Below are 24,561 nucleotides of genomic sequence, written 5' to 3' on the forward strand. Positions count from 1 at the left end.
CACAGGCCTGAGCCGGAAAACGCTCGAACGCCGTCATCGGGGTGTCCAAAAAGGCGTGATAGCGTCAGGCCGCCATGATCCGCGCCCTCTCGCTTGCCCTTGTGATCCTGATGCTCGGCGGCTGCGTCGGCGGCTCACGCTCGTCGTTCGCCTTGCAGGACCGCCAGGCCGCGCGACCCATGGGGCTGACGTCCGACGAACGGTATCCCATCCGCGTCTATCTGGATGACGAGCGGCGCATCGCCCTTTTCCGCCAGGCCTTCCGCGAAGGCGTGCCGGTGGGCGAGGACGGGGTGGTCGACTTCCTGACCCTGTCGGGCGGAGGATCGAACGGAGCCTTCACCGCAGGACTGATGCGCGGCTGGACCGAGCGGGGGGACCGGCCAGATTTCGAAGTGGTGACCGGCGTCTCCACCGGGGCGCTCGCGGCACCCTTCGTCTTCCTGGGTTCCGACTGGGATGACCAACTGGAGGAGGCCTACACCGGTGGAGCCGCCTCCACGCTGTTGCAGTCGCAGGGGCTGGGCGTTCTGTTCGGCTCCGGCATTTACAAGGGCGAGCCGCTGCGGGCGCTGGTGGACCGCTATGTTGACGAGGCCATGCTGGTGGCCGTCGCCGCCGAACACGCCAAGGGCCGGGTCCTGCTGGTCGCCACCACCGACCTCGACAGCCAGCGCGGCGTCAGCTGGGACCTGGGGGCTATCGCCGCCGTCGGTACGCCCGAGGCGCTGGAACTGTTCCGCACCGTGCTGGTCGCCTCGGCCAGCATTCCCGGGGCCTTTCCGCCGGTGCTGATTTCCTCGAACACCGGCGACCTGATGTTCGAGGAGATGCATGTCGATGGCGGGGTGACGACGCCTTTCCTGGCCGTGCCCGAGACGCTCTGGTCCTATCGGGAGCCCTCGCCGATGCTGAGCCGGGCGCGCTTCCATGTGGTCATCAATGGGCGGCTGGCTCCCGACTTCGCCGTGACGCGCGACAGTCTGGGCGGAGTGCTGGGGCGCAGCGTCGAAATCCTGTTGAGGTCCTCGCTGACCACGACGCTGGAGGGCAACCGCGCCTTCGCCGATCGCAACAGCCTGTTCTTTCGCTACGCCGCCCTGCCGGACGACGCCGAAGCCTCTCCGCTGGACTTCAGCCCGGCCTCGATGCGGGCGGTGTTCGACGTCGGGCGTGCCGGTGCCCTCTCGGGCGACATCTGGCGCTAGGGACCCGAAGGCGAGCGTATCAGGGCAGAGGGGCGAAGCTGCGCTCTTCGCGCAGAGCACTGGCCTTCTTCACCGCGACCGGCGCGGCGTGCAGCCAGTAGTCCGCATCGTCGGTGCGGCCGCACCGCTTGCGCTCCAGACCGCGCAGGCGACGTCGGGCGGCGTTGTCCAGCAGGCGCGCGTGCAGAGCGCGGGGCGTCAGGTTGGCGATGGCGGGGGAACCGGGGACGGCGACGGCGTCGGGGCCTTGGGGCTCCACCGCCGGGCGGGCGATGGCGATGAACATAGTGTCTCGTGCGGGTGGGGAGGCGGCGCTTCTGCGCCCGGTGAGCCTGCGGGATTAACCACAGCCTCCTGTGGATAGTTCCGGATACCGTCAGAATAATGTTTGGATGCAGACGGTTATGACGGCTGGATCGCCTTATTGGTTAAGCAGGAGTTAAGAAGGTTTTAGGTTCGAGGTTTCAGGTTCTAGGGTCTAGGACTCTCGTGCATGGGTCGTTCAGCCGGTGCGGACGGACGCCCCTAGAACCTAACCCCTAGCCCCTCGAACCTCTCTTGCGCTTCGACGACCGCTTCCTGGAGGAACTGAAGGCCCGCCTTCGCCCGTCCGACGTGATCGGGCGGACGGTGAAGCTCAAGCGGCAGGGGCGCGAGTGGGTGGGCCTGAGCCCCTTCACCAAGGAGAAGTCGCCGTCGTTCTTCGTCAATGACGACAAGGGCTTCTTCCACGACTTCAGCTCGGGCAAGCACGGCGACATCATTTCCTTCCTGCAGGAGACCGAGCGGCTGAGCTTTCCCGAAGCCGTCGAACGCCTGGCCGCCGAGGCGGGGATGCCGATGCCGGCCGAAGACCCCCAGGCCGCCGAGCGCGAGCAGAAACGCCAGGGTCTCGCCAACTGGATGGACCTGGCCCAGAAGTGGTTCGCGGCCAATCTGCGCCGTTCGGTCGGTAAGGCGGCCCGGGACTATCTGGAACGGCGCGGCCTGCCGGAGGACCAGTGGGAGCGGTTCGGCCTGGGCTATGCGCCGAACGACCGCGAAGGCTTGAAGGCGGCTCTGGTCCAGCGCGGGGCCAAGCCCGGCGAGCTGGTGGAAGCGGGCCTGCTGATCGCGCCGGAGGGCGGGGGCAGTCCGTATGATCGGTTCCGCGACCGGCTGATGTTCCCGATCCTGGACGCGCGCGGACGGCTGGTCAGCTTCGGCGGACGGGCCATGAATCCCGACGACCGGGCCAAGTACCTTAACGGGCCGGAGAGCCCGCTCTTCCACAAGGGCGCGACCCTCTACGGCCTGCCCGAGGCGCGGCGCATCCTGGGCGCAGCGTCGAAGTCGACCGAGAGCGTCATCGTGGTCGAAGGCTACATGGACGTCATCGCCTGCCAGAGGGCGGGGTTGCCGGCCGTCGCGCCCATGGGCACGGCCCTGACCGAGGACCAGATGGCCCTGCTCTGGCGGGTCTCGCCCGAGCCGGTGCTGTGCTTCGACGGCGACGGGGCAGGGCAGAGGGCCGCCTTTCGGGCCATAGAACGGGCCCTGCCGCTGCTGAAAGCAGGCAAGTCGTTCCGTTTCGCCCTCCTGGAAGGCGGTCAGGATCCCGACGACATCCTGCGCGAAAAGGGCGCGCCGGCGCTGCGTCAGGCCCTGGCCGAGACGCGGCCCTTCGCCGAGGTCCTGTTTCGCCGCGAGGTCGAGGTCGAGCCGCTCGACACGCCCGAGCGCCGCGCTGGTCTGAAGGGCCGCCTGCGCAACGCCGCCGCCGCCATCCAGGACAAGGATCTGGCCGAGCAATACCGCCGCGACCTGTTCGACCGTTTCGACGCCCTGTTTCCCGGCCGCCCAGCGCAAGTGACGCGCGGTCAAAACGTTGGCGGCCGCTGGCGACCCGGCCCGCCGCCCAAGCTGGGCCAGACCGCCGAGGGCGCGCAGGCCATGCAGGCGCTGAACCGCGCCATCGAGCCCATGGCCGCCGCGCTGGCCCACGGAGCCATCGAGGACCCCGAGCGCATGGACGACCATCTGGAGGCCATCTCCAGCCACGGCTTCGGCGACCCGTCGCTGGACGGTCTGGCGCAGGAGCTGGTTCGGCTTCGCTTCTCGGGTCAGACGCTTGACAGCGCGGGCCTGCGTCGCCATCTCGCCGGTTCCGGACACGATGCTCTCGTGCGCGAGGTCGAGAAGGCGGCGGCAAAGTCCGGCGCGCCTTTCCTGGCCGCAAGTGCGCCCCTCGCCGAGGCACGGACCCGGTGGTCGCAAGGCTTCGCGGCCCTGACCCGTCTGGCGGGTCTGGACGCGGCGCTGGCGTCAGCGAAGTCGGGAGCGGACACCGCTTTCGACGCCTCGGCCTTCAGTCGTCTGAAGGCCGAGCGAGATGCATTGCGGCGAGCCATCAAAACCGGGGCGATCTGGGACGACGCGGCGGCTTCCTGAGGGAGTGGCGCAGAAACCGTCCTATTTCGGCACGACTGTTGCAATTTTGCCGAGGGTGGAACCGCACCCCGGACGGAGACGATAGGCCTATATGAGCGCCCAGACCGAGACGCAGGAACCCGAAGTCCAATCCGACGGCCCCCTGCTCGACCTGACCGACGCCGGGGTCAAGAAGTTCATCAAGCAGGCCAAGGCCCGCGGCTATGTGACGATGGAGGAGCTGAACAAGGTCCTGCCGTCCGAAGAGGTCACGCCCGACGCCATCGAAGACACCCTGGCCATGCTGTCGGAGATGGGCGTCAACGTCGTCGAGGCGGAAGAAGACGCAGCCGAGAGCTCCGGCGGCGAACTGGCCGAGAAGGCCGAGACCGCCGTCTCCGACGAGAATGCCAAGCCGACCTACGACCGTACCGACGACCCGGTGCGGATGTATCTGCGCGAGATGGGCTCGGTCGAGCTGCTCAGCCGCGAGGGCGAGATCGCCATCGCCAAGCGCATCGAGGCCGGCCGGGACGCCATGATCTCGGGCCTGTGCGAAAGCGCCCTGACGTTCGAGGCCATCATGGTCTGGCGCGACGAACTGGCCAACAACCGCATCCTGCTGCGCGAGGTCATCGACCTGGACGCCACCTATGGCGTCATCAACCCCGCGTCGCTGCCGCACAACCAGCCCCAGCCCCCCATCCCTGGTCAGCCCGCCCCCCCGCGCGAGCAGACCGAGGACGCGGGCGAGGGCGGCGGAGACAAGCCCGAGGGCGACGAGGACGACGAGGACTTCGACGACGGCGGCGGCATGTCGATCTCGGCGCTGGAAGCCGAGCTGCGCGACGGCGTCATGGAGACGCTGGACGCCATCGCCGCCGACTTCGATGCGTTCAGGAAGCTGCAGGAAAAGCTGGTCGAGAGCCGGCTGCGGGGCGAGGACCTGTCGCCCAAGGATCGCAAGACCCACGATGCGCTGAGCCAGGCCATCTCCGGCCGCCTGAAGACGCTAAAGCTGAACAACAACCGCATCGAGGCCCTCGTCGAGCAGCTGTACGCCATCAACAAGCGGCTGATCGGTCTGGAAGGCCGTCTGCTGCGCATGGCCGACAGCTACGGCATTTCGCGGCCGGAGTTCCTGAAGGCCTATTTCGGCTCGGAGCTCGACCCCACCTGGGCCGAGCGGGTCAAGGACATGGGCGTCCGCTGGACCAAGTTCTCGGACGACCAGGCGGCCCAGATCGCCCAGATCCGCGCCGATGTGGCGGCGGTCGCCACCGAGGCCGGCCTGCCCATCGACGACTACCGCCGCATCGTCCAGACAGTGCAGAAAGGCGAGCGCGAGGCCCGTCAGGCCAAGAAGGAGATGGTCGAGGCCAACCTGCGCCTCGTGATCTCCATCGCCAAGAAGTACACGAACCGCGGCCTGCAGTTCCTGGACCTGATCCAGGAGGGCAACATCGGCCTGATGAAGGCGGTCGACAAGTTCGAGTACCGCCGCGGCTACAAGTTCTCGACCTACGCCACCTGGTGGATTCGTCAGGCCATCACCCGCTCGATCGCCGACCAGGCGCGGACCATCCGCATCCCGGTCCACATGATCGAGACGATCAACAAGATCGTCCGCACAAGCCGCCAGATGCTGCACGAGATCGGCCGAGAGCCGACGCCGGAAGAGCTGGCCGAAAAGCTGGCCATGCCGCTGGAGAAGGTCCGCAAGGTCCTGAAGATCGCCAAGGAACCCATCAGCCTCGAGACGCCCATCGGCGACGAGGAGGATTCACATCTCGGCGACTTCATCGAGGACAAGAACGCGGTCCTGCCCATCGATGCGGCCATCCAGTCCAACCTGCGCGAGACCACCACGCGGGTGCTGGCCAGCCTGACGCCACGCGAGGAGCGGGTGCTACGGATGCGCTTCGGCATCGGCATGAACACCGACCACACCCTGGAAGAGGTCGGGCAGCAGTTCTCGGTCACCCGCGAACGCATCCGCCAGATCGAGGCCAAGGCACTGAGGAAGCTCAAGCACCCCAGCCGGTCGCGGAAGCTGCGCAGCTTCCTGGACAGCTAGACACGCGTCCAACCGGGAGAGAGCTGGCATCGGAGCTCAGGGTCGCTGCGAAGACGCGGGGACCCTCACTCCTGCCCGCTTCTCTGTTTGCGGAGGACGGGACGTCAGGCCTCGGGCTGCGGAGGCGCGGTGATGACCTCGACGTTATCGTTCAGCAGGTAAGCCAGTTCCGACAGGGCCAGCGCCCGGGCCTCGGGACTGGACGCCTGTTCCACGGCGTCGAGCTTCACCGGAATGTCCTCGGCGATGCCGCGAAGGATGCACCTGAGGTCGCCGTCCGTGCCACGTTCGGCCAGGATCAGGTGCCCCTGCATGTTCAACGCGGCGAGAGAGGTCGCCCCGCGCCGGACCAGAGCGAACTGCTCGCTGTCACCGAAATCATCGCGGGCGGCCGATCCGGTCTCGATCTGCCGGGATACGATGTTTCGCAGGGCGGAAGACTGAGCCACGATGTCGGCGAACAGGGGCTCGGACGCGATCGAGACCGGGGCGCCACCGACGGCGGCGGGCTCCACGGCGGCCAGGGCGACGTTAGGGTCGGACAGCAGCAGGGCGGCGGCGAGGACAATGCCACAGGTCATGGCGGGCTCCGTTTCGCGAATCGGCGATTGAACCGGTCTACGCCCCGACCGTAAACGAGACCTTGCCCCTCCCCTTCCCGGACACCCCATGACTGACGCCGCCTGGACCGCCTTCGACGCCGCCGCCGACCGGGACCGCGAGGCATGTATCCTGGACCAGTTCGCGGCCGATCCCGAGCGGCTGTCGCGGATGACGCTGGAGGCGGCGGGCCTGTGGCTGGACCTGTCCAAGCAGAGCTGGACGCGGAAGGCCTTCGAGGCGTGCTTGGGCCTGGCGCGCTCCGCCAATGTAGAGAGGGCTCGCGGCCAGCTGTTCGGTGGAGACGCCATCAACTTTACTGAAGGCCGCGCGGTGCTCCATCCCGCCTTGCGCGCCGGGCCCGGGGGAAACTTCGTTGCCTTGGGCGAGCCGGTGTCGGACGAGGTCGACACCGTGCGCCGGGCGATGGCCGACTATGCCAACGCCGTGCGCGAGGGTCGCGAGACTGGCGCGACCGGCAAGGCGTTCAAGGCCATCGTCCACGTCGGCATCGGCGGGTCGGACCTGGGGCCGCGTCTGGTCTGGGACGCCCTGCGTCCGCTGGACCCGGCCATCGATGTGCGCTTCGTCGCCAACATTGATCCCCGCGACATGGCCGAGGCCCTGACCGGACTGGATCCCGAGACGACCCTGGTGATCGTCGTATCCAAGACCTTCACGACGCAGGAGACGCTGGCCAACGCCGACCTCGCCAAGGCCTGGCTGGCCAAGACCCTGCCCGAAGCCGGACGCGAGAAGCACATCATCGGGGTGACGGCGGCGCCGGAGCGGGCGGAAGGCTTTGGCTGCGGCCGGACCTTCGCCTTCCGCGACTGGGTGGGGGGGCGCTACTCCCTGTGGTCGGCGGTCAGCCTCTCGTGCGTGATCGGCCTGGGGCCGGAGGTGTTCGGGCGAATGCTGGAGGGTGCCTGGGCCATGGACGAGCACTTCCTGTCCGCGCCGCTGGAGCGGAACGCCCCGGTGCTGATGGCGCTGGCCCAGGTGTGGAACGTCGACGGGCTGAAGCGGCGGGCGCGGACGGTCGCGCCTTATGCCCACGGCCTGCGCCGCCTGCCCGCCTTCCTGCAGCAGCTGGAGATGGAGTCGAACGGCAAGCGGGTGCGCCGGGACGGCTCGCCCGCCACGCGCGGTACCTGTCCGTTGGTGTTCGGAGAGCCCGGCACCAACGGCCAGCACGCCTTCTTCCAGCAGATCCATCAGGGACCCGAGGTGGTGCCCGCCGAGTTCGTGGTCGTGCGCAGAACACAGGGCGACGCGGTGGAGGCTCCCCCCGAGTCTCCCCTGTGGGCCAATGCGCTGGCGCAAGGACAGGCCCTGATGCAGGGCAAGACGACCGAGGCCGCCCGCGCCGAACTGTCAGGCCTCGATCCCGCCGAGGCCGACCGGCTGGCGGCGCACAAGACGTTTCCGGGCAACCGGCCCTCGACCACGATCGTGATGGAGGCCCTGACCCCCGAGGCGTTGGGCGCCCTGATCGCGCTCTATGAGCACAAGACCTTCGTCGAGGGCGTGATCTGGGACATCAACAGTTTCGACCAGTGGGGCGTCGAGCTGGGCAAGGTGCTGGCCAAGGCCATCCTGAAGGACGTCGAGGCTGGCCGGCCGTCAGAGGAACTGGACCCGTCGACGGCCGATCTGCTGGCTCGCCTCATCGGCTGAGACGAGCCGGTTTCAGTAGTTGCGCCAGCGGCGGTCGTCGCGGCGATCATCCCGGCGGTCGCGGCGGTCATCCCGACGGTCGTAACGCCAGTCCCGACGATGGTCGCGGCGGTCATCGCGCAGGATGGCGCGCTCGCGGCGGTCGTAGCCATCGCGGCTGTTGATGCCGTTCTCGCGTTCCCAGTGGCCGCGGTTCCGCCAGCAGCGCCCATCGCGATAGTAGTCGCAGTCGACCCGGTAGGAACCGTAGCTGCTGTAGCCATAGCCATAGGCAGGATAGACCGGGGCATAGCTGTAGCCATAGGAACCGCCATAGCTGCGATAGCCTCGGTGATCGTTGTCGGAGGCGGCAACGCCGAGGGCGGCACCCGCCAAGGCTCCTGTGGCGACGGACCGTCCGTCGCCGTCACCGATGATGGCCCCGGCGATGCCTCCGACGACGGCACCGATGATGGCGTTCTCTGCCACGTCATCATCGTCGTCGTGACGATCATAATGACGGCGGTCGTAACGGCTCTGGGCCTCGGCGGGCGCGGCCACGGCGGCCAGACCCGAGGACAGGACGAGGGCGGCGGCCCCGGCGACGAATAGACGGTTGATCTTCATGATGCCCCTCGATGCCTTCACGGCGACCTTCGCTCAGCCGTGAGCGAACAGCGACTGACAAAACCGGTTTGCGCCTCGAAAGCTGAACGGGCGCGTCAGGATTCCGTTCATCTGGCGTTCATCCGAGCCCCAAGGCCTTGACGCGAAGGGCACCCGGACCTATTTCGACGGCGCGTTAGCACTCGACGGTCACGGCTGCTAATCCGTGCCGCAGGGCGGCTGACTGAAGACCTTATTTCGAGCTCATCGGAGAACTCACAGATGGCGTTTCGTCCTCTCGGCGACCGCGTGCTGGTCAAGCGCGTGGAAGAAGAATCCAAGACCAAGGGCGGGATCATCATCCCCGACACCGCCAAGGAAAAGCCCCAGGAAGGCGAAGTGATCTCGGTTGGCCCCGGCCTGCGCGACGAGACCGGCAAGGTCAATGCGCTGGAGCTGAAGGCCGGCGACCGCATCCTGTTCGGCAAGTGGTCGGGCACCGAGGTCAAGCTGGAAGGCGAAGACCTGATCATCATGAAGGAGTCGGACGTCCTGGGCGTGCTCGCCTGAGCACCCGGCGTTTCGCCTTCGTTTCCGTAACAACATCAGACGAATAGGAGCTGCCGGATGGCCGCCAAGATCGTACAGTTCAACACCGACGCGCGCGACAAGATGCTGCGCGGCGTCAACGTGCTCGCCAACGCCGTGAAAGTGACGCTGGGTCCCAAGGGCCGCAACGTCGTCATCCAGAAGTCCTTCGGTGCCCCGCGCTCGACCAAGGACGGCGTGTCCGTGGCGAAGGAAATCGAACTCGAGGACGCCTTCGAGAACATGGGCGCCCAGATGATCCGCGAAGTCGCGTCCAAGACGAACGACAAGGCGGGTGACGGCACCACCACCGCGACGGTCCTGGCCCAGTCGATCGTCCAGGAAGGCCTGAAGGCCGTGGCCGCCGGAATGAACCCGATGGACCTGAAGCGCGGCATCGACAAGGCCGTGACCGCGGTCCTCGAAGAAGTGAAGTCCAACGCCAAGAAGGTCTCGGCCAACTCCGAGATCGCCCAGGTCGGCACCATCTCGGCCAACGGCGACAAGGAAGTCGGCGACATGATCGCCCAGGCCATGGAAAAGGTCGGCAACGAAGGCGTCATCACCGTCGAAGAAGCCAAGACCGCCGAGACCGAGCTGGACGTCGTCGAGGGCATGCAGTTCGACCGCGGCTACCTGTCGCCCTACTTCATCACCAACGCCGACAAGATGGAGGCCCAGCTCGAGGAGCCTCTGATCCTGCTCTTCGAGAAGAAGCTATCGTCGCTGCAGGCCATGCTCCCGATCCTGGAAGCCGTGGTCCAGTCGGGTCGCCCGCTGCTGATCATCGCCGAAGACATCGAGGGCGAGGCGCTCGCCACCCTGGTGGTCAACAAGCTGCGTGGCGGCCTGCGCGTCGCCGCCGTCAAGGCGCCGGGCTTCGGTGATCGCCGCAAGGCCATGCTGGAGGACATCGCCGTCCTGACCGGCGGCCAGGTCATCTCCGAAGACCTGGGCATCAAGCTCGAGAACGTCACGCTCGACATGCTCGGCAAGGCCAAGAAGGTCACCATCACCAAGGACGACACCACCATCGTGGACGGCGTCGGTGAGAAGGACGCGATCGAGGCCCGCATCTCCCAGATCAAGAAGCAGATCGAGGACACCACCTCGGACTACGACAAGGAGAAGCTGCAGGAGCGTCTGGCCAAGCTGGCGGGCGGCGTCGCGGTCATCCGCGTCGGCGGCTCGACCGAGGTCGAGGTCAAGGAGAAGAAGGACCGCGTCGACGACGCCCTGAACGCCACCCGCGCCGCGGTGGAAGAAGGCATCGTCCCCGGCGGCGGCATCGCCCTGCTGAAGGCGACCAAGGCGCTGGAAGGCCTGACCGGCGACAACGCCGACCAGACCGCCGGCATCGCCATCATCCGCCGCGCCATCCAGGCGCCGATCCGCCAGATCTCGGAGAACGCCGGGGTCGAGGGCTCGATCGTCGTCGGCAAGGTGCTGGAGAACCCCTCGGCCACCTACGGCTTCAACGCCCAGACCGAAGAGTACGGCGACCTGGTCGCCATGGGCGTGATCGACCCGGCCAAGGTCGTCCGCACCGCGCTTCAGGACGCGGCCTCGGTCGCCGGCATCCTGATCACGACGGAAGCGGCCGTCGCCGATGCTCCGAAGAAGTCGGCCCCGGCCGGCGGCGCTCCGGGCGGCATGGGCGGCATGGGCGACATGGACTTCTAAGAAGTCCGGTCACTTACGACTGACTGAAATCGAGAGGGCGGGTCCGGCGACGGGCCCGCCCTTTTTCATGTGCCGACGAATGGCCGGCACGCGCGTGCCATCGAGGGCCGATCAGGCTGGCAGCACGCGCACCGCGTCGGGCTCGGCGACGACATGCACCGGCCCGGTCGCCGGCGCGCTCAGACGGACGCGAAGCGGACCCGCCGCCGTCTCCACTCGAGCCATCCAGCAGTCGCCCGAGAAACCGCACTCGACGACCTGCCCAGCCAGACCGTCGTTCGCCAGACGCAGACGCTCTGGCCTGACGGCGATCTGAACCGGTCCGTCGGCGTCAGCGGGCAACGGGCCAAACGGGCTGTGAACGACGCCATCGGCAGCGATGGCCCTGAGGACGTTGACCGGTCCCAGCAGGCGCGCGGCAGTCGCCGACACCGGATGGTCATAAACGGACCGAGGCGATCCGGTCTGGATCAACCTGCCGTTCTCCAGCAGGGCCAACTGGTCGACCATGCCCATCGCCTCCTGGGCGTCATGGGTCACGATGACGGCCGTGGAGCCGGTGTCGCGCAGAAGGCGGATCACATCGTCCCTGACCGACTGACGCAGATGGGCATCAAGGGCGGAAAAGGGCTCGTCGAACAGGACCACACGCGGCTCCGGTGCCAAGGCGCGCGCCAGGGCCACACGCTGCTGTTCGCCTCCGGACAGGGCGTGGGGATGGCGATGGGCCAGGTGGGCCAGGCCGACGCGATCCAGCCATGCGAGCGCGGTTTCGCGCCGTGCGGCAGCTTTCCCCTTCAGCCCAAAAGCGACGTTCTGGAGCGCGGTCATGTGGGGAAAGAGCGCGAAGTCCTGAAAGACCAGGGCGACCCCGCGCTGCTCAATCGGCATCCAGTGACCGGAGGAGGCGACGAGACTTCCCGAGATCGACAGGGAGCCGGCGTCCGGGGTCTCCAGGCCCGCGATGAGCCGAAGGAGCGTCGTCTTGCCGCCGCCCGAGGGGCCAAGGAGCGCAAGAATGCGGCCAGGCTCGAGCGTCAGGGAAACGTCATCGACCGCAGCGCGACCGCTGAAGCGTCGGGTGACGCGATCAAGAACGATCGCGGGCTCAGCCACGGGCCGCCCCGATCCTGCCTGTGAGCCACCAGGTGACAGGAAGCGTCAGAAGCACGATGGCCAGGACAGGCCAACCCGCGTTGGCAAGACGTTCATCGCGTGCGTAGTTGTCGGCCATCACCGCCAGGGTGTCGAAGTTGAAGGGCCTGAGGATCAGGGTCGCGGGAAGCTCCTTGAGCACATCCACAAAAACGATCAAGGCGGCCGTCAAGGCCGGGCCGGCGATCATCGGCAGATGGATCTTCCATGCGGTCGCGGCCTCGCCCTGCCCCAGCAGGCGCGCGGCCTCGCCCATGGCCGGCGTGATGCGGGCCAGACCGGCGTCGAGAGGCTCGACCGCGGCGGCCATCAATCGCGCGGCATAGGCGAAGATCAGCAGGGCCAGGGCCGCCAGGGTCGAACCGGCGAAACCCGACCAGACCGCTGAGGCGGGGACGAGCAGGCCGATCGCCATGACCGCGCCGGGGGTGGCATAGCCGAGGCTGGCAAGCCGCGCAGTCACTGGAATGCGGCGCGCGCCCAGGGCGATGGCGCCGGCCAGAACCAGGGTCGCGGCCGCCCCCGCCAGACCCAAGCCGAGGCTGTTCAGAGCAGCGCGAACGAGCCGCCCCATCTCGGGCGTGATGTCGATCGCGCCGATCGTCAGCCAGCCCAGCGGGACCAGCAGACCGAAGGTCACAAGGGCCCCGCAGAAACCGGAGGCAAGCGCCGCGGGCCATCCCCTGAGGCGCACCGGAGAGATCGCAGGCCCCTCGGCGCGCGCGCTCCCCGCATAGCGGCCTGCCCGATTCTGACGTTCCAGCCACAAGAGCAGCGCCGCGACGGCGAGCAGAGGCAGTGCCAGGCGCGCCGCGCTTTCAACGGAACCGAGCACGAACCAGGCCCGCACGACGCCAGTCGTGAGCGTCTGGACGCCCAGGAACTGCACGGCACCATAATCGGCCAGGGTCTCCATCGCGGCCAGGGCCGCGCCCGCGGCGACGGCGGGCCTGGCGAGCGGCAGGCCGACGCGCAAGGCCAGGCTCAGAGGCGAGGCGCCGAGCAATCGGGCGGCTTCCAGGGTGCGCGCCGCAGGTGTGGCGAGCACTGAACGCACCGTCAGATAGACATAGGGATAAAAGGCCAGAGTCAGGATGAGGCCGGCACCCCAGAGATTGCGGATGGAACCGGTCCACCCCAGGCCCGCGTCTCTTAGCCAGACGCGGAAGGGTCCGCCCACATCCAGAAGGTCCGCGTAACCATAGGCCAGGGCGAAGGCTGGCAGAGCCAGCGGCAAGGCCAGCGCCCAGACGAAGACCGACCGGCCGGGAAACCGGTAGAGGCTGACCAGCCACGCGGCTGCGCAACCGAGGATCGACACGCCCGGCAGCACGAGCGCGAGCAGACCGAGCGAAGTGAGGCCGTAACGCAGCAGATCGGCACTGGCGAAACGCGCATTGGTCGACCCGAGCGCGGCGATGATCACGCCGACCAGCGGAACAATCGCAACCCCGGCCGCGCCAAGGGCAAGCCCGTGCAGAATCGACGATGGCCGCCCTGGACGAGGGCGGCCACCGGACCGGCTTCTGATCATGATCGCGTCTAGCGCCAACCGGCCGCCGACATCATGGCCAGGGCCTCGGCCTGGCGTGGGCCATAGGCCGAAACGGGCATCGGATGCGCCAGGAAGTCGGCATAGGCGTCGACCGGAGCCGGCGCTGGCACGTTCGGACTGGCCGGGTACTCATTGTTGTGCTGGCTGACGAGGCTCTGGGCCTCGGGCGAAGCCAGATACTCCAGAAGCCGGACCGCGTTGGCGCGGTTCGGGGCATTCGCCACGACGCCACCGCCCGAAATGTTCACATGCGCGCCCTGGCCGTCCAGCGACGGGAAGGCCAGGCGCACCCGCGTGGTGATCTCGCGATCGGCCGCGTCATCGCCACTGGCCAGCCGGATGTAGTAGTAGCTGTTGGTGAGGGCGATCTGGCAGACACCGGCGCCGACGGCCCGGATCTGATCCCTGTCACCGCCCTCGGGAGGACGAGCCATGTTGGCGACGACGCCCTCGACCCACTGGCGGGCGCGCTCGGGCCCCCAGGCCTCGATCAGGGCACCCACAAGCGACAGATTATAGACGCTGTCAGCCGAACGGACGCAGAGTTGGCCCCGGAAGCGGGGCGAGGCGATTTCCTCGTAGGTGTCCACTTCCGTCGGCTGAACCCGGGCCGGGTCGTAGGCCACAATCCGCGCACGGCGGCTGAACCCGAACCACCGCCCTTCGGGGTCGCGCAGATTGGCCGGGATCGCGGCATTCAGGGCTTCGGAGTTGGCGGGCTGGAAGAGGCCCGCGTTCTGGACCCGCCAAAGCGCCCCGGCGTCGGCCGTCACGAACACGTCAGCCGGACTTGAAGCGCCTTCAGCCTGCATGCGCGCCAGCAGCTGATCCGCGTTGCCTTCGATCCGGTTGACCCGGATGCCAGTCTGCTCGGTGAAACGCTCATAGAGCAAAAGGTCGCTGTCGTAGTGCCGGGCCGTGTAGAGATTGACGACACCGGCATCCGTCGACCCCGTGGCCTCGCTGTTCTCGCGCTCTCCGCAACCGGTCAGGGCGATCGCGCCCGCGATGGCGGCGAGCAGAATCCGGCTGCGGTTCATGACGGTGTCTCCGGGGGCATGTTTTTGCGACGGGTTCGCATTAGCAGCGGCGGTAGATCATCGCAACACGCGAGGCCGAAAACGGAACTGTGACTCTTTGTTCATGTTCCAGCGACGGAGATTGCGTCGCCGTGATCGGTGGTTAAGGTTCGCCCGCTTTTCAGGAAAAGGACTGTTTTCCATGCGTCTTCGCGCTGTCTCGATCGCGGCCCTGCTTGCCGCCGCCCCGGCCCTGGCCACGGCCCCCGCCTGGGCCCAGAGCCCCGCTTCGGCGGCTGTCGCATCGATGCCCATCGCCCTGCAGGGCCAGGAGTTGCCTGCCGCGCCGGTGGCCGAGCTGGTCGCCGAGGTCAATATTCCGTGGTCGCGGTTCCAGCTGGACAACGGCCTGACGGTGATCGTGCACGAGGACAGGAAGGCACCCGTCGTGGCGGTGTCGATCTGGTACAACGTCGGTTCCAAGGACGAGCCGGCCGGATCGACGGGCTTCGCCCACCTGTTCGAACACCTGATGTTCGGCGGATCGGAGAACGCGCCGGGCAGCTATCTGGGCCGCATGCGGGCGCTGGGCCCCACCAGCCTGAACGGCACGACCTGGTTCGACCGCACCAACTATTTCCAGACCGTGCCAACCCCGGCGCTGGAGCAGACCCTGTTCCTGGAAAGCGACCGCATGGGCTATCTGCTCGGCGAGGTCGGGCAGGAGGTGCTCGATCTGCAGCGTGGCGTCGTCCAGAACGAGAAGCGCCAGGGCGACAACCAGCCCTATGGCCTGTTCCAGTATGCGCGGCTGGAGGCCCTGTTCCCGGAGGGACACCCCTATCGCCACTCCACCATCGGCTCCATGGCCGACCTGGACGCTGCCAGCCTGGAAACCGTTCGCAACTGGTTCCGCGACAAGTATGGACCCAACAACGCCGTGCTGGTTCTGTCGGGCGACATCGACGAGGCCACGGCCCGCACCCTGACGGAACGCTATTTCGGAGCCATTCCGCGCGGACCGGTCAATGAGCCGGCCCAGGCTGACATTCCGACCCTGGCCGAGCCGGTCAACATCGTCATGCGCGACCGCGTCGCCAACACCCGCCTGACCCGTAACTGGGCTGTCGCGGGCATGCTGAGCGAGGACGCGGTGCCGCTGTCGGTCGGCGCGGCCATCCTGGGTGGACTGGCCAGCTCGCGTCTGGACAACGCCCTGGTGCGCGGTGATGAGACAGCGGTATCGGTCAGCGCCAATCTTCAGGCCTTCCACCGCCTGGGCATGTTCGGCATCACCGTCAACGTGAAGCCCGGCGAGGACGCTTCGGCCGTCTCGGCGCGCATGGACGAGGTCCTCAACGACCTGATCCAGAACGGCCCCACCGAAGAAGAAGTGGCTCGCGTCGCCACCGGTTATGTCGCCGCCCGGCTGCAGAGCCTTGAACAGGTCAATGGCAAGGCCTCGACCCTGGCGGAAGGCCAGCTCTATGCCGGGGATCCTGACTTCTACAGGCGCGAGCTGGAGGCCTACGCCTCCGTCACGCCGGCGCAGGTGCAAGCGGCCATGCAGCGCTGGCTGACCCGTCCGGTCGCCTCCATCACCATCGAACCCGGAGAGCGCGAGGCCTATGAAGAGGCGGCCGCGGCCCCGTCGGGCGCGACGCCCGTTCCGGCCGAGCCGATCCAGCGGGTCGAGCGCATGCCGATGCCGGAGATCGGCGATGTCGAGGATCTCGACTTCCCGACCGTCGAGCGCACGCGCCTGTCGAACGGGATCGAGGTGGTCTACGCCCAGGTCGACACCGTGCCGGTCACCCGCGTCTCGGTTTCGTTCGACGCAGGCTTTGCGGCGGACCGCGCCGATCGCCTGGGGGCCCACAGCCTGATGCTGAATCTGCTGGAGGAGGGAACCCGGACCCGTGACGCCAATGCCCTGGCCGAGGCTCGGGAACGTCTGGGAGCCAACATCAACGTCGGGGCCTCGATCGATCGATCGACGGCGACCCTGTCGACGCCGAGCGCCAACCTCGGCTCGTCGCTGACGCTTCTGGCCGATGTGCTCCGCAATCCGGCCATGGACGCCGCCGCGTTCGAGCGCGTCCGTGCCCAGCGCCTGACCGGGATCGCCAGCGAGCGGACCCAACCAGCGGCCATCGCCGCGCGCGCCCTGCCGCCGCTGCTCTTTGGCGCAGACAGCCCCTATGGCCGCGGCTTCACCGGCACGGGCAACGAGGCGACCGTGCGCGCCCTGACCGTGGCCGACATGGCCTCGGAGCACGCGACCTGGGTGCGTCCGGACAACGCCAAGGTCTATGTCGTCTCGGATCGTCCCCTGGCAGAAGTCCGGGCGGAACTGGACCGCGCCTTCGGCGACTGGACGCCACCGGCCACAGCCCGGGGCGAGAAGAACTTCGACGCGCCCCTGCCGACGCCCCAGCCGCGCATCGTCCTGATCGACCGGCCCCAGTCGCCCCAGTCCCTGATCTATGCCGGTCAGGTTCTGCCGGTGTCGGGCACAGACGACCTGCTGGCGATGAACGCCGCCAACTCCATCCTGGGCGCGGACTTCCTGTCGCGCATCAACTCGGACCTGCGCGAGACCAAGGGCTGGTCCTATGGCGTGCGCGGTGGGCCGACCCTGGTCCAGGGTCGCCTGCCCTACTTCATCAACGCGCCGGTCCAGGCCAACCGCACGGGCGAATCGATCCAGGCCCTGATGGCCCAGTACGAGCGCTTCCTGGAGGTCGAGGGCGTCACCCAGGCCGAGCGGGACCGCGCCGTGGCGGGCAACACGCGCTCGCTGGCCGGCCAGTCGGAAACCTCGGCCCAGATCCTGGGCACGATGATCTCCAATGACGTCTATGGTCGCCCGGACGACTATCCGGAGACCGTGGCGAGCCGCACCCGCGCCTTGACGCTCGCCGACATGGACGCCGCCGCCCGCGCGGCGATCGATCCGGACCGGTTCGTCTGGGTCGTGGTCGGCGACGCCTCGGTGGTGCGGCCGCAGCTGGAGACGCTCGGCATGCCGATCGAGGAACTGCCGATCCGCTGACGCCGGCCGCGGTCGTCGCAAGGCGATCGGACCAACGGTATCTGATCCTGCGCTCCGGTCGCTTGACGCCGGAGCGCAGGTTGGTCCGATACTCTGATCTGATCCGTCACGAGGGCCGCCGATGATCCATTTGCTTCTTCTTCTGGGAGCGCTTCAGTCGGGGCCCGTTCTGGAGGCGCGTCACGCCGAAGTCGTCTCCGGCCACGTCGTCGAAGTGCAGGGGCGCCGCCTGCGGCTGTGGGGTCTCGATACGCCACAGCCCGGGGCCATGTGCGCCGATGATGGGGGTGAGCCCTACGACTGCGATGCCTGGGCGCGCGAGGTGCTGACCGAGCTCATCAGGGAGGGCGCAGAGGGGCTGACGTTCCTCGCCAGCCAGATCCACGTCCAGTACGCCACGTCGCCCAGTCTGCGATGCGAGATCATGGGCGAAGATGCCGACGGGACAACCGTCGGGCGCTGCGCGGTATTGAAGCCCAACTGCATCCCCCAGCAGGTCGAGTGTCAGGACAACTGGTACGATCTGTCGGCCGAGGTGATTTCCAGCGGCGGGGGCGCCCAGCGACGCGACGAGACGCAAGGCGCGTTCGACGAGGCCGAGGCGGCGGCCTGTCATGGATCAATCGGCGTCTGGGGCGTTCCCGACGGCGCGGGCGTCGCCCGGCGCGAGACGACGCCGAACTGTCCGGTCTGAGCCGGAGCCGGGATGCTTCCCGGGACGTCCTCAGTCCTCCGCCTCGATGGCGTCGATGTCCTCGTCGTCCAGGCCGAGGTGGTGGCCGATCTCGTGGATCAGGACGTGGGAGATGAGCTCGTACAGCCCCACGTCGCCGCGCTCGCACCATTCGTCCAGGATCGGGCGGCGATACAGGAAGACGCGGCTGGGCTCGGGCGCAGGCCCCAGGGCGTCGCGCTCGCCGATGTGATGGCCGTGATAAAGGCCCGTCAGTTCGAACGGGTCTTCCATGCCGAAGGACGCCAGCGTCTCCTCGTCCGGGAAGTCGTCGACGCGGATGACCACTTCGCCCGCCGCCGACTTGAACGGCTCTGGCAGGGCGTCGAAGGCCTGGCGCGCCAGCCGGGCGAAGTCGTCAAGCGACGGGGCGACAGTGTCGAAGTCGGGCATGGGCGGGATATCGCGGCCCCCCGCCCCTGCCGCAAGGCTCAGCCTCAGAGCCACCGTGTTCGCCTGCCGGACAAGGCCGTCAGGCGTGCGCCCAGACCCCGAACGGATCGCTCCAGGTCAGGCCCATCGCCTCCGCCACCGCAGGATAGGTGATCTCGCCGCGAAGCACGTTCAGGCCGCGCGCCAGATGCGGGTCCTTGCGCAGCGCCTCCAGTCCGTGATCGGCCAGCGCCAGGCCAAAGGGCAAGGTGGCGTTGTTGAGCGCCTCTGAACTGGTGCGCGGCGCCGCGCCCGGCATGTTGGCGACGCAGTAGTGGACGACGCCGTCGACGGTATAGGTCGGGTCCTCGTGGGTGGTCGCGTGGCTGGTTTCGAAGCAGCCGCCCTGGTCGATGGCGACGTCGACCAGGACCGAGCCGGGCTTCATTTGCTTCAGGTGCGCCTTCTTGATCAGCTTGGGGGCCTCGGCACCGGGCACCAGCACGGCCCCGATGACAACGTCGGCCTTGACCACCTCCTCGTCGATCGCGCCGATCGAGGAATAGCGGGTAATGACCCGGCCGCCCGTGACCTCGTCGATATAGGCCATGCGCGGGATGGAGCGTTCCAGAACCACGACCTCGGCGCCCAGACCCATGGCCATGCGCGCGGCGTTCAGCCCCACGACCCCGCCGCCCAGCACCAGCACGCGCGCTGGCGCCACGCCCGGCACGCCGCAGAACAGCAGGCCCATGCCGCCGTTGTGCTTCAGCAGGGTCTCGGCGGCCGAGAATACGGCGATGCGGCCTGCCACCTCGGACATGGGTGCCAGCAGAGGCAGGCCGCCGCGGGCGTCGGTGACCGTCTCATAGGCGATGGCCGCGCATTTCGACGCGATCAGCCCCTTGGTCTGCTCAGGATCGGGCGCGAGGTGGAGGTAGGTGTAGAGGATCTGGTCCTCGCGCAGCATCTCCCACTCGACCTTCTGCGGCTCCTTGACCTTCACGATCATGTCGGAGCTGGCGAAGATCGTCGGGGCGTCGGCGACGATTGTGGCCCCGGCCTTGACGAAGGCGTCGTCGGCGAAGCCCGCGCCCAGGCCCGCGCCCGTCTGAACCGAGACCTGATGGCCACGCGCGACGTACTCCAGGACGGCCGTGGGCGTCAGGCCGACGCGATGTTCGTTTTTCTTGATTTCCTTGGGGACGCCGACGCGCATGGGGTTTCCTCACCTCTGGAACGAGTTTGGCGGAAAATAGCGCCGGGCGCGTCGCAGGTTCCTGTTCTTTTTGACGACTGATCGCCGTAAAGTCGCAGAACCAACGGAGCAGGCGTATCATGAAGACGGTTTCTGCTGTCGAGCTAGACCTCATCGACAGAAAGATGCTCCGCCTGCTCCAGACCGACGGGCGCATGACCAACAGCGAGCTGGCGCGGCAAGTGGCCCTGTCCGAGAGCGCCTGCCTGCGCCGTCTGCGGGCGCTGGAGGCGGCAGGCGTGATCAGCCGCTACGCCGCCGTGATCAACGAGCGGGCGGTGGGCCTGCCCATCAGCGTGTTCGTGACCGTGACCCTGTCGTCCCAGGCCGAGAGCGCGCTGACCGCCTTCGAGACCGCCATCGCCAACGTGCCCGAGGTGGTGGAGTGCTATCTGATGACGGGCGGCTCAGACTATCTGCTGCGACTGGTCGTCAAGGACGTCGACGACCTGGAACGGGTGCATGCGCGGTCGCTGACGACCATTCCGGGCGTGACGCGGGTGTCCTCCAGCGTGGCGATGCGCACGGTGGTGAAACGAGGGGCCCTGCCGGTCTAGGGTTAATCGCCTGAAAACCCTGATCTTCAAGACGCCGCAAACCTTAACCGTGAAACCGGCCTTAGCGGTTGGCGTGCACACTGCTCTCAAGTTCGGAGAGCAGTCATGGTCCGCAAAAGGCGACCGGCGACATCGACGGCGATCGCGCTCGCGGCGGTATGCTGGCTGACGGCCGGGGCCTGCCTGGCACAGCCGCGCGTGGAGGATCCGCCCGCGATGCCGCTGGGGGCCGCCGCACCGGCCCCCGAGGGCTTCATCGACCTGTGTCGCCGTGCGCCCGATCACTGCCCGGCCGTCGGCCCCGCCCCGGATCTCGACCAACTGGCGCGTCAGTCCAGACGCCTGCGCTGGGCGGCCGTGTTCGGCATGTCGCACCAGCCCGCACCTGCGCCGTCGGCCGCGCCGCAACCGGCCCAGTCACTGTTGTCGAGCGCACCCATCACACGGCTGGTTCCGAGACTGGCCCCCATCGGCCCGACCGATCTGGCCAAAGAGACGATTCTGGTGCCGTCGGACGCTCCATCGGCCGAGGACGCGGCGACGCCGGCCATCGAGACGGTCGGCGCGGCCCTGGCGGCCCAGGCGGTGAGCGCCACTGACTTCGCTTCGGTCGCCGTCGCCGGAGGCGATGCACCAGCCCTTCAGGCGCACGCCGCGGAAGGCATCGACATCGAAGCCACGACCTTCGCGCTGGACCGCGAAGGGTGGCGCACCGTCAACCGCATCAACCGCCGCCTGAACCGCGAGATCCGCCACATCGAGGACAACGCGCTCTACGGCCAGGCCGACCTCTGGACCCTGCCCCTTGCCGCCCGGGGGGACTGCGAGGACTATGTTCTGGCCAAGCGACAGGCCCTGATCGAGGCCGGTGTTCCGGCCGAGGCTCTGTCTATCGCCATCGTCGAGACCCGCTGGGGCGAGACCCACGCCGTCCTTCTGCTGGCCTCGAACCGGGGTGAGTATGTGTTGGACAGCCTGTCGCCCTGGGTCACACGGTGGGATCGGGTCGACTACCGCTGGCGCGAGCGCCAGGCACGCGGCGGAACGTTTGACTGGGTGAGCGTCGCCCTCTAGTCGGCTTGATCGAGGGGGCCGATGCTGCGGGGCAGAAATCTACGTACGGGACTGCTGGTCGCGCTTGGAATCGCGACTGTGTCGAGCGGCCTGATCATGGCTCTTCCGCTGAGCCTTCCAGACACATGGCGGGTCGACTCCCCGGGGCCGCCCGTGGTCAGCGAAGCGCGGGCGGTCGCGGCGACAACGGCCACTCCGCCCAACCTTGACGTCGCGGCGGCCGAGAGTCGCAAGGTTCTGAACCGCTCGCCACTCAATGCGACCGCTTGGGCCCGGCTTGCCTGGGTCGCGGACAAGAGAGGCGATCAGTCCGCGATGCTGGACGCTCTCGACCGCAGCTATGTCGCGACACCCTACTGGGCGGAACGGCTCGTGAAGATACGGCAGATCGATACCCATATCTTCTATCGGTGGACAGGATCCTGGGGCCTGCCGCCGGCCTTCACGGGTGTGCACGCCGGCACGGAACCCGTGATCGATAAGCTGGCCGCGGTCGCGACCCATGTCGAGGCATTGGAGCCCGCATTGACGCTGGTCGAGGCCGTGCCAGATCTTGATTTGACGCCCATGGTCATTCTGGCTCGTCCGGACGACCCGGAACCGCCGAACGAAGCAATCGTCGTCGAAGAGGCCGTCCCGGAACCTGAGCCGGTCATGGTGACAACACCCCCCTCAGCGCCCCCTCCCGTCCTCGCCAGCCCGCTGGACGCGCCTCGCGGGGTGACACCGCAGCGGCGTGCGCGTATCGCTACGCCAAGGTGATACAAGGTCACCTCGACATCGTAGCCTGGACTCCCGCTATGCACCCTCTTGGCAACTGGACTGTCGCCCTGCTGTTCACGCTGGCATTGCCGACGAGTGCCGACGCGGGACAGGACAGGGTGGACCAGCTTCTGGCGAGTGTCCCGGCCGAGACACCCGAGGCCGCTCCTGGCGAGACGTCTCAACACACGTCTGAAGCGAAGCAGGACCCGGCCGAGGTCCGAACCACCCAGGCCCTGAATGCCGAGATAACGGCACGGAACACTCTGGCCGAAAATCAGGAACGTGCCGATCAGGCAGCCTTCGAGGCCGCGCGAGCCCGCTGGGAAGAGCAACAGGCTCTCAATCTTCAGGCCCGTCTGGACTGGGAAGCCAGTGTGCGTGCCGCCGAGGAAGCTCGTCGCCGCTGGGAGGCAGATCGCGCCCGTTGGGAGGCCGACGTGCGCGCCTGCGAGGCCGGCGATCGCAGCCGCTGCGCCGCGCCCCAGTGACGTAACCCTGCGTCCTCGCACGACGTATAAATCGGAGCAGACGGTTTGCGGGTCGGGGTGGCCTGTGAGATCGTTCGTCTGAATGGCATGGGGGCCGAGCATGACCGACGGGGTGATCCAAGGCGTGGTCGAGCCGGAAGCGAAACCCGACCGTCACGCCGACCGGCCGCTGCCCGGCGGTCGCGTCGACACCTATCGCCACCCTCCGCTCGTGCGTGTCAGCCACTGGATCAACGTCACGGCCGTGGTCATCCTGATCATGAGCGGCCTGAACATCCTGCTCGCCCATCCGCATCTGGACTGGGGCCGAGACACCAACTGGGGCAACCACTGGGTCGACATTCCGCCGATCCCGAATTGGCTCCTGATCCCCGATCACCGAAACCTGGCCGAGGCACGGCACTGGCACTTCTTCTTCGCCTGGGTTTTCGTCATCAATGGCCTGATCTACCTGGCCTATGGCTTCATCAGCCGGCGCTTCAACGGGCGGCTGTGGCCGAGCCGGGAAGATCTGGCCGGCTTCTGGCCCTCGGTGAAGGAGCACGCCCGGTTCCACTTCCCCAAGGATGAGGAGGCGCGGAACTACAATGTCATCCAGAAGCTGACCTATGTCTTCATGATCCTGGTCGTGCTGCCGATGATGCTGATCACCGGGCTTTCGATGTCGCCGGGGTTCAATGCGGTGGGAGGCTTCCTGCTGGACATCATGGGCGGGCGGCAATCGGCGCGGACGCTGCACTTCATCTCCGGCGCCCTGATCGTCGGCTTCATCGTGGTGCACGTCGGGCTCGTGTTCTGGACGGGCTTCATCAACAACATGCGGGCCATGATCACCGGCTGGTTCGTGCTGGAGCCGTCGGTGCCACACGGTGAGGACCGCAAGGGAGATCCGTCATGAGCGAGGCGCTGCTGAACCGCCGCTCGTGGATCGCGCGGGCGGGCGCGGCCGTGGGCGTGCTGACGCTGGCCGCCTGCCAGCGCGGACAAACCATCAGCGAATCCCTGCGCGTCTCCGCCGAAGCCCTGACGCGGCGGTCGCAGCGGCTGCTGATCCCGCGCGAAGCCCTGGCGCCAGAGTATCGGCCCCAGGACATCTCGCCCTTCTTCAAGCCGAACGGGTCGATTGATCCGGCGGCGTCGGACTATGTGGCGCTGAGGGACGCAGGCTTCGCGAATTACCGACTGACAGTCGACGGTCTCGTGGAGCGGCCCTTGTCGCTGTCACTGGCCGAGCTGCGGGAACGGCCCAGCCGGACCCAGATCACCAAGCACGATTGCGTCGAGGGCTGGACGGCGATCGGGCAATGGACGGGCGTACGGCTGGAGACCCTGCTGGACGAGGCGGGCCTGAAGCCCGAGGCCAGGTACATCGTCTTCCACTGCTTCGACGCCCTGACCCAGACCGAGGACGGGCCCCGCTACTATGAGAGCATCGACCTGGTCGACGCCCGGCATCCACAGACCATCCTCGCCTACGACATGAACCGTGAGACCCTGACAGTGCCGCATGGGGCACCGCTGAGGCTCAGGGTCGAGCGACAGCTGGGCTACAAGCAGGCCAAATACATCCGCCGCATCGAGGCGGTGGAGAGCTTCGAGGCCATGCCGGGGCCGAGGGGCGGCTACTGGCCCGACCGCGGCTACGAGTGGTACGCGGGGATCTGAGTTCGCCGCGCGGTGCCTCTTCTGCTAGACTTAAG

Annotated in this window: 22 protein-coding genes; 14 read left to right on the plus strand and 8 right to left on the minus strand. The window is 67.7% G+C overall.

Features of this window, described 5'->3' with window-relative positions:
* The first annotated feature begins 74 nt into the window (after positions 1-74).
* A complete protein-coding gene (locus tag IP78_RS07335) occupies positions 75-1,208 on the plus strand; it encodes a patatin-like phospholipase family protein (protein WP_054111043.1) in 1,134 nt (377 codons plus the stop codon).
* A 19-nt stretch (positions 1,209-1,227) separates the two neighbouring features.
* Here the strand turns inward: IP78_RS07335 and IP78_RS07340 are convergent, their stop codons facing one another.
* The gene (locus IP78_RS07340) at positions 1,228-1,494 is read right to left on the minus strand and encodes a hypothetical protein (RefSeq protein WP_054111044.1); all 267 of its coding nucleotides are present in this window, start codon (positions 1,492-1,494) and stop codon (positions 1,228-1,230) included.
* A gap of 272 nt (positions 1,495-1,766) precedes the next feature.
* On the opposite strand from IP78_RS07340, the gene dnaG reads away from it, so the two are divergent.
* On the plus strand, positions 1,767-3,638 hold the full coding sequence (gene dnaG, locus IP78_RS07345; protein ID WP_054111045.1) for a DNA primase: 1,872 nt from the start codon (positions 1,767-1,769) through the stop codon (positions 3,636-3,638).
* Between the two features lie 91 nt (positions 3,639-3,729).
* Positions 3,730-5,694: an RNA polymerase sigma factor RpoD gene (gene rpoD, locus IP78_RS07350; RefSeq protein WP_054111046.1), complete on the plus strand. Its 1,965-nt coding sequence runs from the start codon at positions 3,730-3,732 to the stop codon at positions 5,692-5,694.
* A 104-nt stretch (positions 5,695-5,798) separates the two neighbouring features.
* On the opposite strand, the gene IP78_RS07355 is transcribed toward rpoD, so the two are convergent.
* On the minus strand, positions 5,799-6,275 hold the full coding sequence (locus IP78_RS07355; protein WP_054111047.1) for a hypothetical protein: 477 nt from the start codon (positions 6,273-6,275) through the stop codon (positions 5,799-5,801).
* Positions 6,276-6,363: 88 nt separating this feature from the next.
* Here IP78_RS07355 and pgi point away from each other — a divergent pair, with 88 nt between their 5' ends.
* Entirely contained in the window at positions 6,364-7,974 is a 1,611-nt protein-coding gene (pgi, locus tag IP78_RS07360) for a glucose-6-phosphate isomerase (protein ID WP_054111048.1), read from the plus strand.
* Positions 7,975-7,986: 12 nt separating this feature from the next.
* Here the strand turns inward: pgi and IP78_RS07365 are convergent, their stop codons facing one another.
* A complete protein-coding gene (locus IP78_RS07365) occupies positions 7,987-8,580 on the minus strand; it encodes a hypothetical protein (RefSeq protein WP_054111049.1) in 594 nt (197 codons plus the stop codon).
* Positions 8,581-8,841: 261 nt separating this feature from the next.
* Between IP78_RS07365 and IP78_RS07370 the strand changes: the two genes are divergently transcribed.
* A complete protein-coding gene (locus tag IP78_RS07370) occupies positions 8,842-9,129 on the plus strand; it encodes a co-chaperone GroES (protein ID WP_029417161.1) in 288 nt (95 codons plus the stop codon).
* Between the two features lie 57 nt (positions 9,130-9,186).
* Positions 9,187-10,830, plus strand: a complete 1,644-nt coding sequence (gene groL, locus IP78_RS07375; RefSeq protein WP_054111050.1) for a chaperonin GroEL — start codon at positions 9,187-9,189, stop codon at positions 10,828-10,830.
* Between the two features lie 111 nt (positions 10,831-10,941).
* Here the strand turns inward: groL and IP78_RS07380 are convergent, their stop codons facing one another.
* Genes IP78_RS07380 through IP78_RS07390 form a run of 3 tightly spaced genes read right to left on the minus strand, consistent with a single transcriptional unit; the run spans position 10,942 to position 14,580 of the window.
* Positions 10,942-11,946: an ABC transporter ATP-binding protein gene (locus IP78_RS07380; RefSeq protein ID WP_054111051.1), complete on the minus strand. Its 1,005-nt coding sequence runs from the start codon at positions 11,944-11,946 to the stop codon at positions 10,942-10,944.
* The gene (locus IP78_RS07385) at positions 11,939-13,519 is read right to left on the minus strand and encodes an iron ABC transporter permease (RefSeq protein WP_156320326.1); all 1,581 of its coding nucleotides are present in this window, start codon (positions 13,517-13,519) and stop codon (positions 11,939-11,941) included. Before IP78_RS07385 ends, IP78_RS07380 begins: the two co-directional genes overlap by 8 nt.
* 8 nt (positions 13,520-13,527) lie before the next feature.
* A complete protein-coding gene (locus tag IP78_RS07390; protein WP_054111053.1) occupies positions 13,528-14,580 on the minus strand; it encodes a Fe(3+) ABC transporter substrate-binding protein in 1,053 nt (350 codons plus the stop codon).
* Positions 14,581-14,761: 181 nt separating this feature from the next.
* Here IP78_RS07390 and IP78_RS07395 point away from each other — a divergent pair, with 181 nt between their 5' ends.
* Together IP78_RS07395 and IP78_RS07400 are read left to right on the plus strand one after the other, a co-directional pair.
* A complete protein-coding gene (locus tag IP78_RS07395) occupies positions 14,762-17,614 on the plus strand; it encodes a pitrilysin family protein (RefSeq protein WP_054111054.1) in 2,853 nt (950 codons plus the stop codon).
* Positions 17,615-17,735: 121 nt separating this feature from the next.
* Positions 17,736-18,308, plus strand: a complete 573-nt coding sequence (locus tag IP78_RS07400; RefSeq protein ID WP_054111055.1) for a hypothetical protein — start codon at positions 17,736-17,738, stop codon at positions 18,306-18,308.
* 30 nt (positions 18,309-18,338) lie between these two features.
* Here IP78_RS07400 and IP78_RS07405 read toward each other — a convergent pair whose 3' ends face one another.
* Both IP78_RS07405 and ald read right to left on the minus strand, forming a co-directional pair.
* On the minus strand, positions 18,339-18,740 hold the full coding sequence (locus IP78_RS07405; RefSeq protein WP_054111056.1) for a metallopeptidase family protein: 402 nt from the start codon (positions 18,738-18,740) through the stop codon (positions 18,339-18,341).
* Positions 18,741-18,819: 79 nt separating this feature from the next.
* A complete protein-coding gene (ald, locus tag IP78_RS07410) occupies positions 18,820-19,938 on the minus strand; it encodes an alanine dehydrogenase (RefSeq protein ID WP_054111057.1) in 1,119 nt (372 codons plus the stop codon).
* A 119-nt stretch (positions 19,939-20,057) separates the two neighbouring features.
* Between ald and IP78_RS07415 the strand changes: the two genes are divergently transcribed.
* From IP78_RS07415 to IP78_RS07440, 6 genes are all read left to right on the plus strand, one after another.
* Positions 20,058-20,534, plus strand: a complete 477-nt coding sequence (locus tag IP78_RS07415; RefSeq protein WP_054111058.1) for an Lrp/AsnC family transcriptional regulator — start codon at positions 20,058-20,060, stop codon at positions 20,532-20,534.
* 105 nt (positions 20,535-20,639) lie between these two features.
* The gene (locus IP78_RS07420) at positions 20,640-21,608 is read left to right on the plus strand and encodes a transglutaminase-like cysteine peptidase (protein WP_054111059.1); all 969 of its coding nucleotides are present in this window, start codon (positions 20,640-20,642) and stop codon (positions 21,606-21,608) included.
* Positions 21,609-21,629: 21 nt separating this feature from the next.
* On the plus strand, positions 21,630-22,370 hold the full coding sequence (locus IP78_RS07425) for a hypothetical protein (RefSeq protein ID WP_054111060.1): 741 nt from the start codon (positions 21,630-21,632) through the stop codon (positions 22,368-22,370).
* Positions 22,371-22,408: 38 nt separating this feature from the next.
* Positions 22,409-22,861, plus strand: coding sequence for a hypothetical protein (locus tag IP78_RS07430; RefSeq protein WP_054111061.1), 453 nt, complete (start codon positions 22,409-22,411; stop codon positions 22,859-22,861).
* A gap of 100 nt (positions 22,862-22,961) precedes the next feature.
* Positions 22,962-23,759, plus strand: a complete 798-nt coding sequence (locus IP78_RS07435; RefSeq protein WP_054111062.1) for a cytochrome b/b6 domain-containing protein — start codon at positions 22,962-22,964, stop codon at positions 23,757-23,759.
* Positions 23,756-24,526 (plus strand): molybdopterin-dependent oxidoreductase, encoded by a 771-nt coding sequence (locus IP78_RS07440; protein ID WP_054111063.1) that lies wholly within the window; start codon positions 23,756-23,758, stop codon positions 24,524-24,526. The genes IP78_RS07435 and IP78_RS07440 overlap by 4 nt, the downstream gene beginning before the upstream one ends.
* Positions 24,527-24,561: the final 35 nt, after the last annotated feature.

The sequence above is a fragment of the Brevundimonas sp. AAP58 genome (assembly GCF_001295975.1).
Lineage (GTDB): Bacteria > Pseudomonadota > Alphaproteobacteria > Caulobacterales > Caulobacteraceae > Brevundimonas.

Coding starts and splice junctions, on each gene's coding strand:
- IP78_RS07365 (WP_054111049.1), bottom strand. CDS start 8,580: ATGAAGATCAACCGTCTATTCGTCGCCGGGGCCGCCGCCCTCGTCCTG.
- IP78_RS07425 (WP_054111060.1), top strand. CDS start 21,630: ATGCTGCGGGGCAGAAATCTACGTACGGGACTGCTGGTCGCGCTTGGA.
- IP78_RS07390 (WP_054111053.1), bottom strand. CDS start 14,580: ATGAACCGCAGCCGGATTCTGCTCGCCGCCATCGCGGGCGCGATCGCC.
- IP78_RS07340 (WP_054111044.1), bottom strand. CDS start 1,494: ATGTTCATCGCCATCGCCCGCCCGGCGGTGGAGCCCCAAGGCCCCGAC.
- IP78_RS07335 (WP_054111043.1), top strand. CDS start 75: ATGATCCGCGCCCTCTCGCTTGCCCTTGTGATCCTGATGCTCGGCGGC.
- IP78_RS07405 (WP_054111056.1), bottom strand. CDS start 18,740: ATGCCCGACTTCGACACTGTCGCCCCGTCGCTTGACGACTTCGCCCGG.
- IP78_RS07430 (WP_054111061.1), top strand. CDS start 22,409: ATGCACCCTCTTGGCAACTGGACTGTCGCCCTGCTGTTCACGCTGGCA.
- IP78_RS07440 (WP_054111063.1), top strand. CDS start 23,756: ATGAGCGAGGCGCTGCTGAACCGCCGCTCGTGGATCGCGCGGGCGGGC.
- IP78_RS07355 (WP_054111047.1), bottom strand. CDS start 6,275: ATGACCTGTGGCATTGTCCTCGCCGCCGCCCTGCTGCTGTCCGACCCT.
- IP78_RS07420 (WP_054111059.1), top strand. CDS start 20,640: ATGGTCCGCAAAAGGCGACCGGCGACATCGACGGCGATCGCGCTCGCG.
- rpoD (WP_054111046.1), top strand. CDS start 3,730: ATGAGCGCCCAGACCGAGACGCAGGAACCCGAAGTCCAATCCGACGGC.
- IP78_RS07385 (WP_156320326.1), bottom strand. CDS start 13,519: ATGATCAGAAGCCGGTCCGGTGGCCGCCCTCGTCCAGGGCGGCCATCG.
- IP78_RS07370 (WP_029417161.1), top strand. CDS start 8,842: ATGGCGTTTCGTCCTCTCGGCGACCGCGTGCTGGTCAAGCGCGTGGAA.
- IP78_RS07395 (WP_054111054.1), top strand. CDS start 14,762: ATGCGTCTTCGCGCTGTCTCGATCGCGGCCCTGCTTGCCGCCGCCCCG.
- pgi (WP_054111048.1), top strand. CDS start 6,364: ATGACTGACGCCGCCTGGACCGCCTTCGACGCCGCCGCCGACCGGGAC.
- IP78_RS07415 (WP_054111058.1), top strand. CDS start 20,058: ATGAAGACGGTTTCTGCTGTCGAGCTAGACCTCATCGACAGAAAGATG.
- IP78_RS07400 (WP_054111055.1), top strand. CDS start 17,736: ATGATCCATTTGCTTCTTCTTCTGGGAGCGCTTCAGTCGGGGCCCGTT.
- ald (WP_054111057.1), bottom strand. CDS start 19,938: ATGCGCGTCGGCGTCCCCAAGGAAATCAAGAAAAACGAACATCGCGTC.
- groL (WP_054111050.1), top strand. CDS start 9,187: ATGGCCGCCAAGATCGTACAGTTCAACACCGACGCGCGCGACAAGATG.
- IP78_RS07435 (WP_054111062.1), top strand. CDS start 22,962: ATGACCGACGGGGTGATCCAAGGCGTGGTCGAGCCGGAAGCGAAACCC.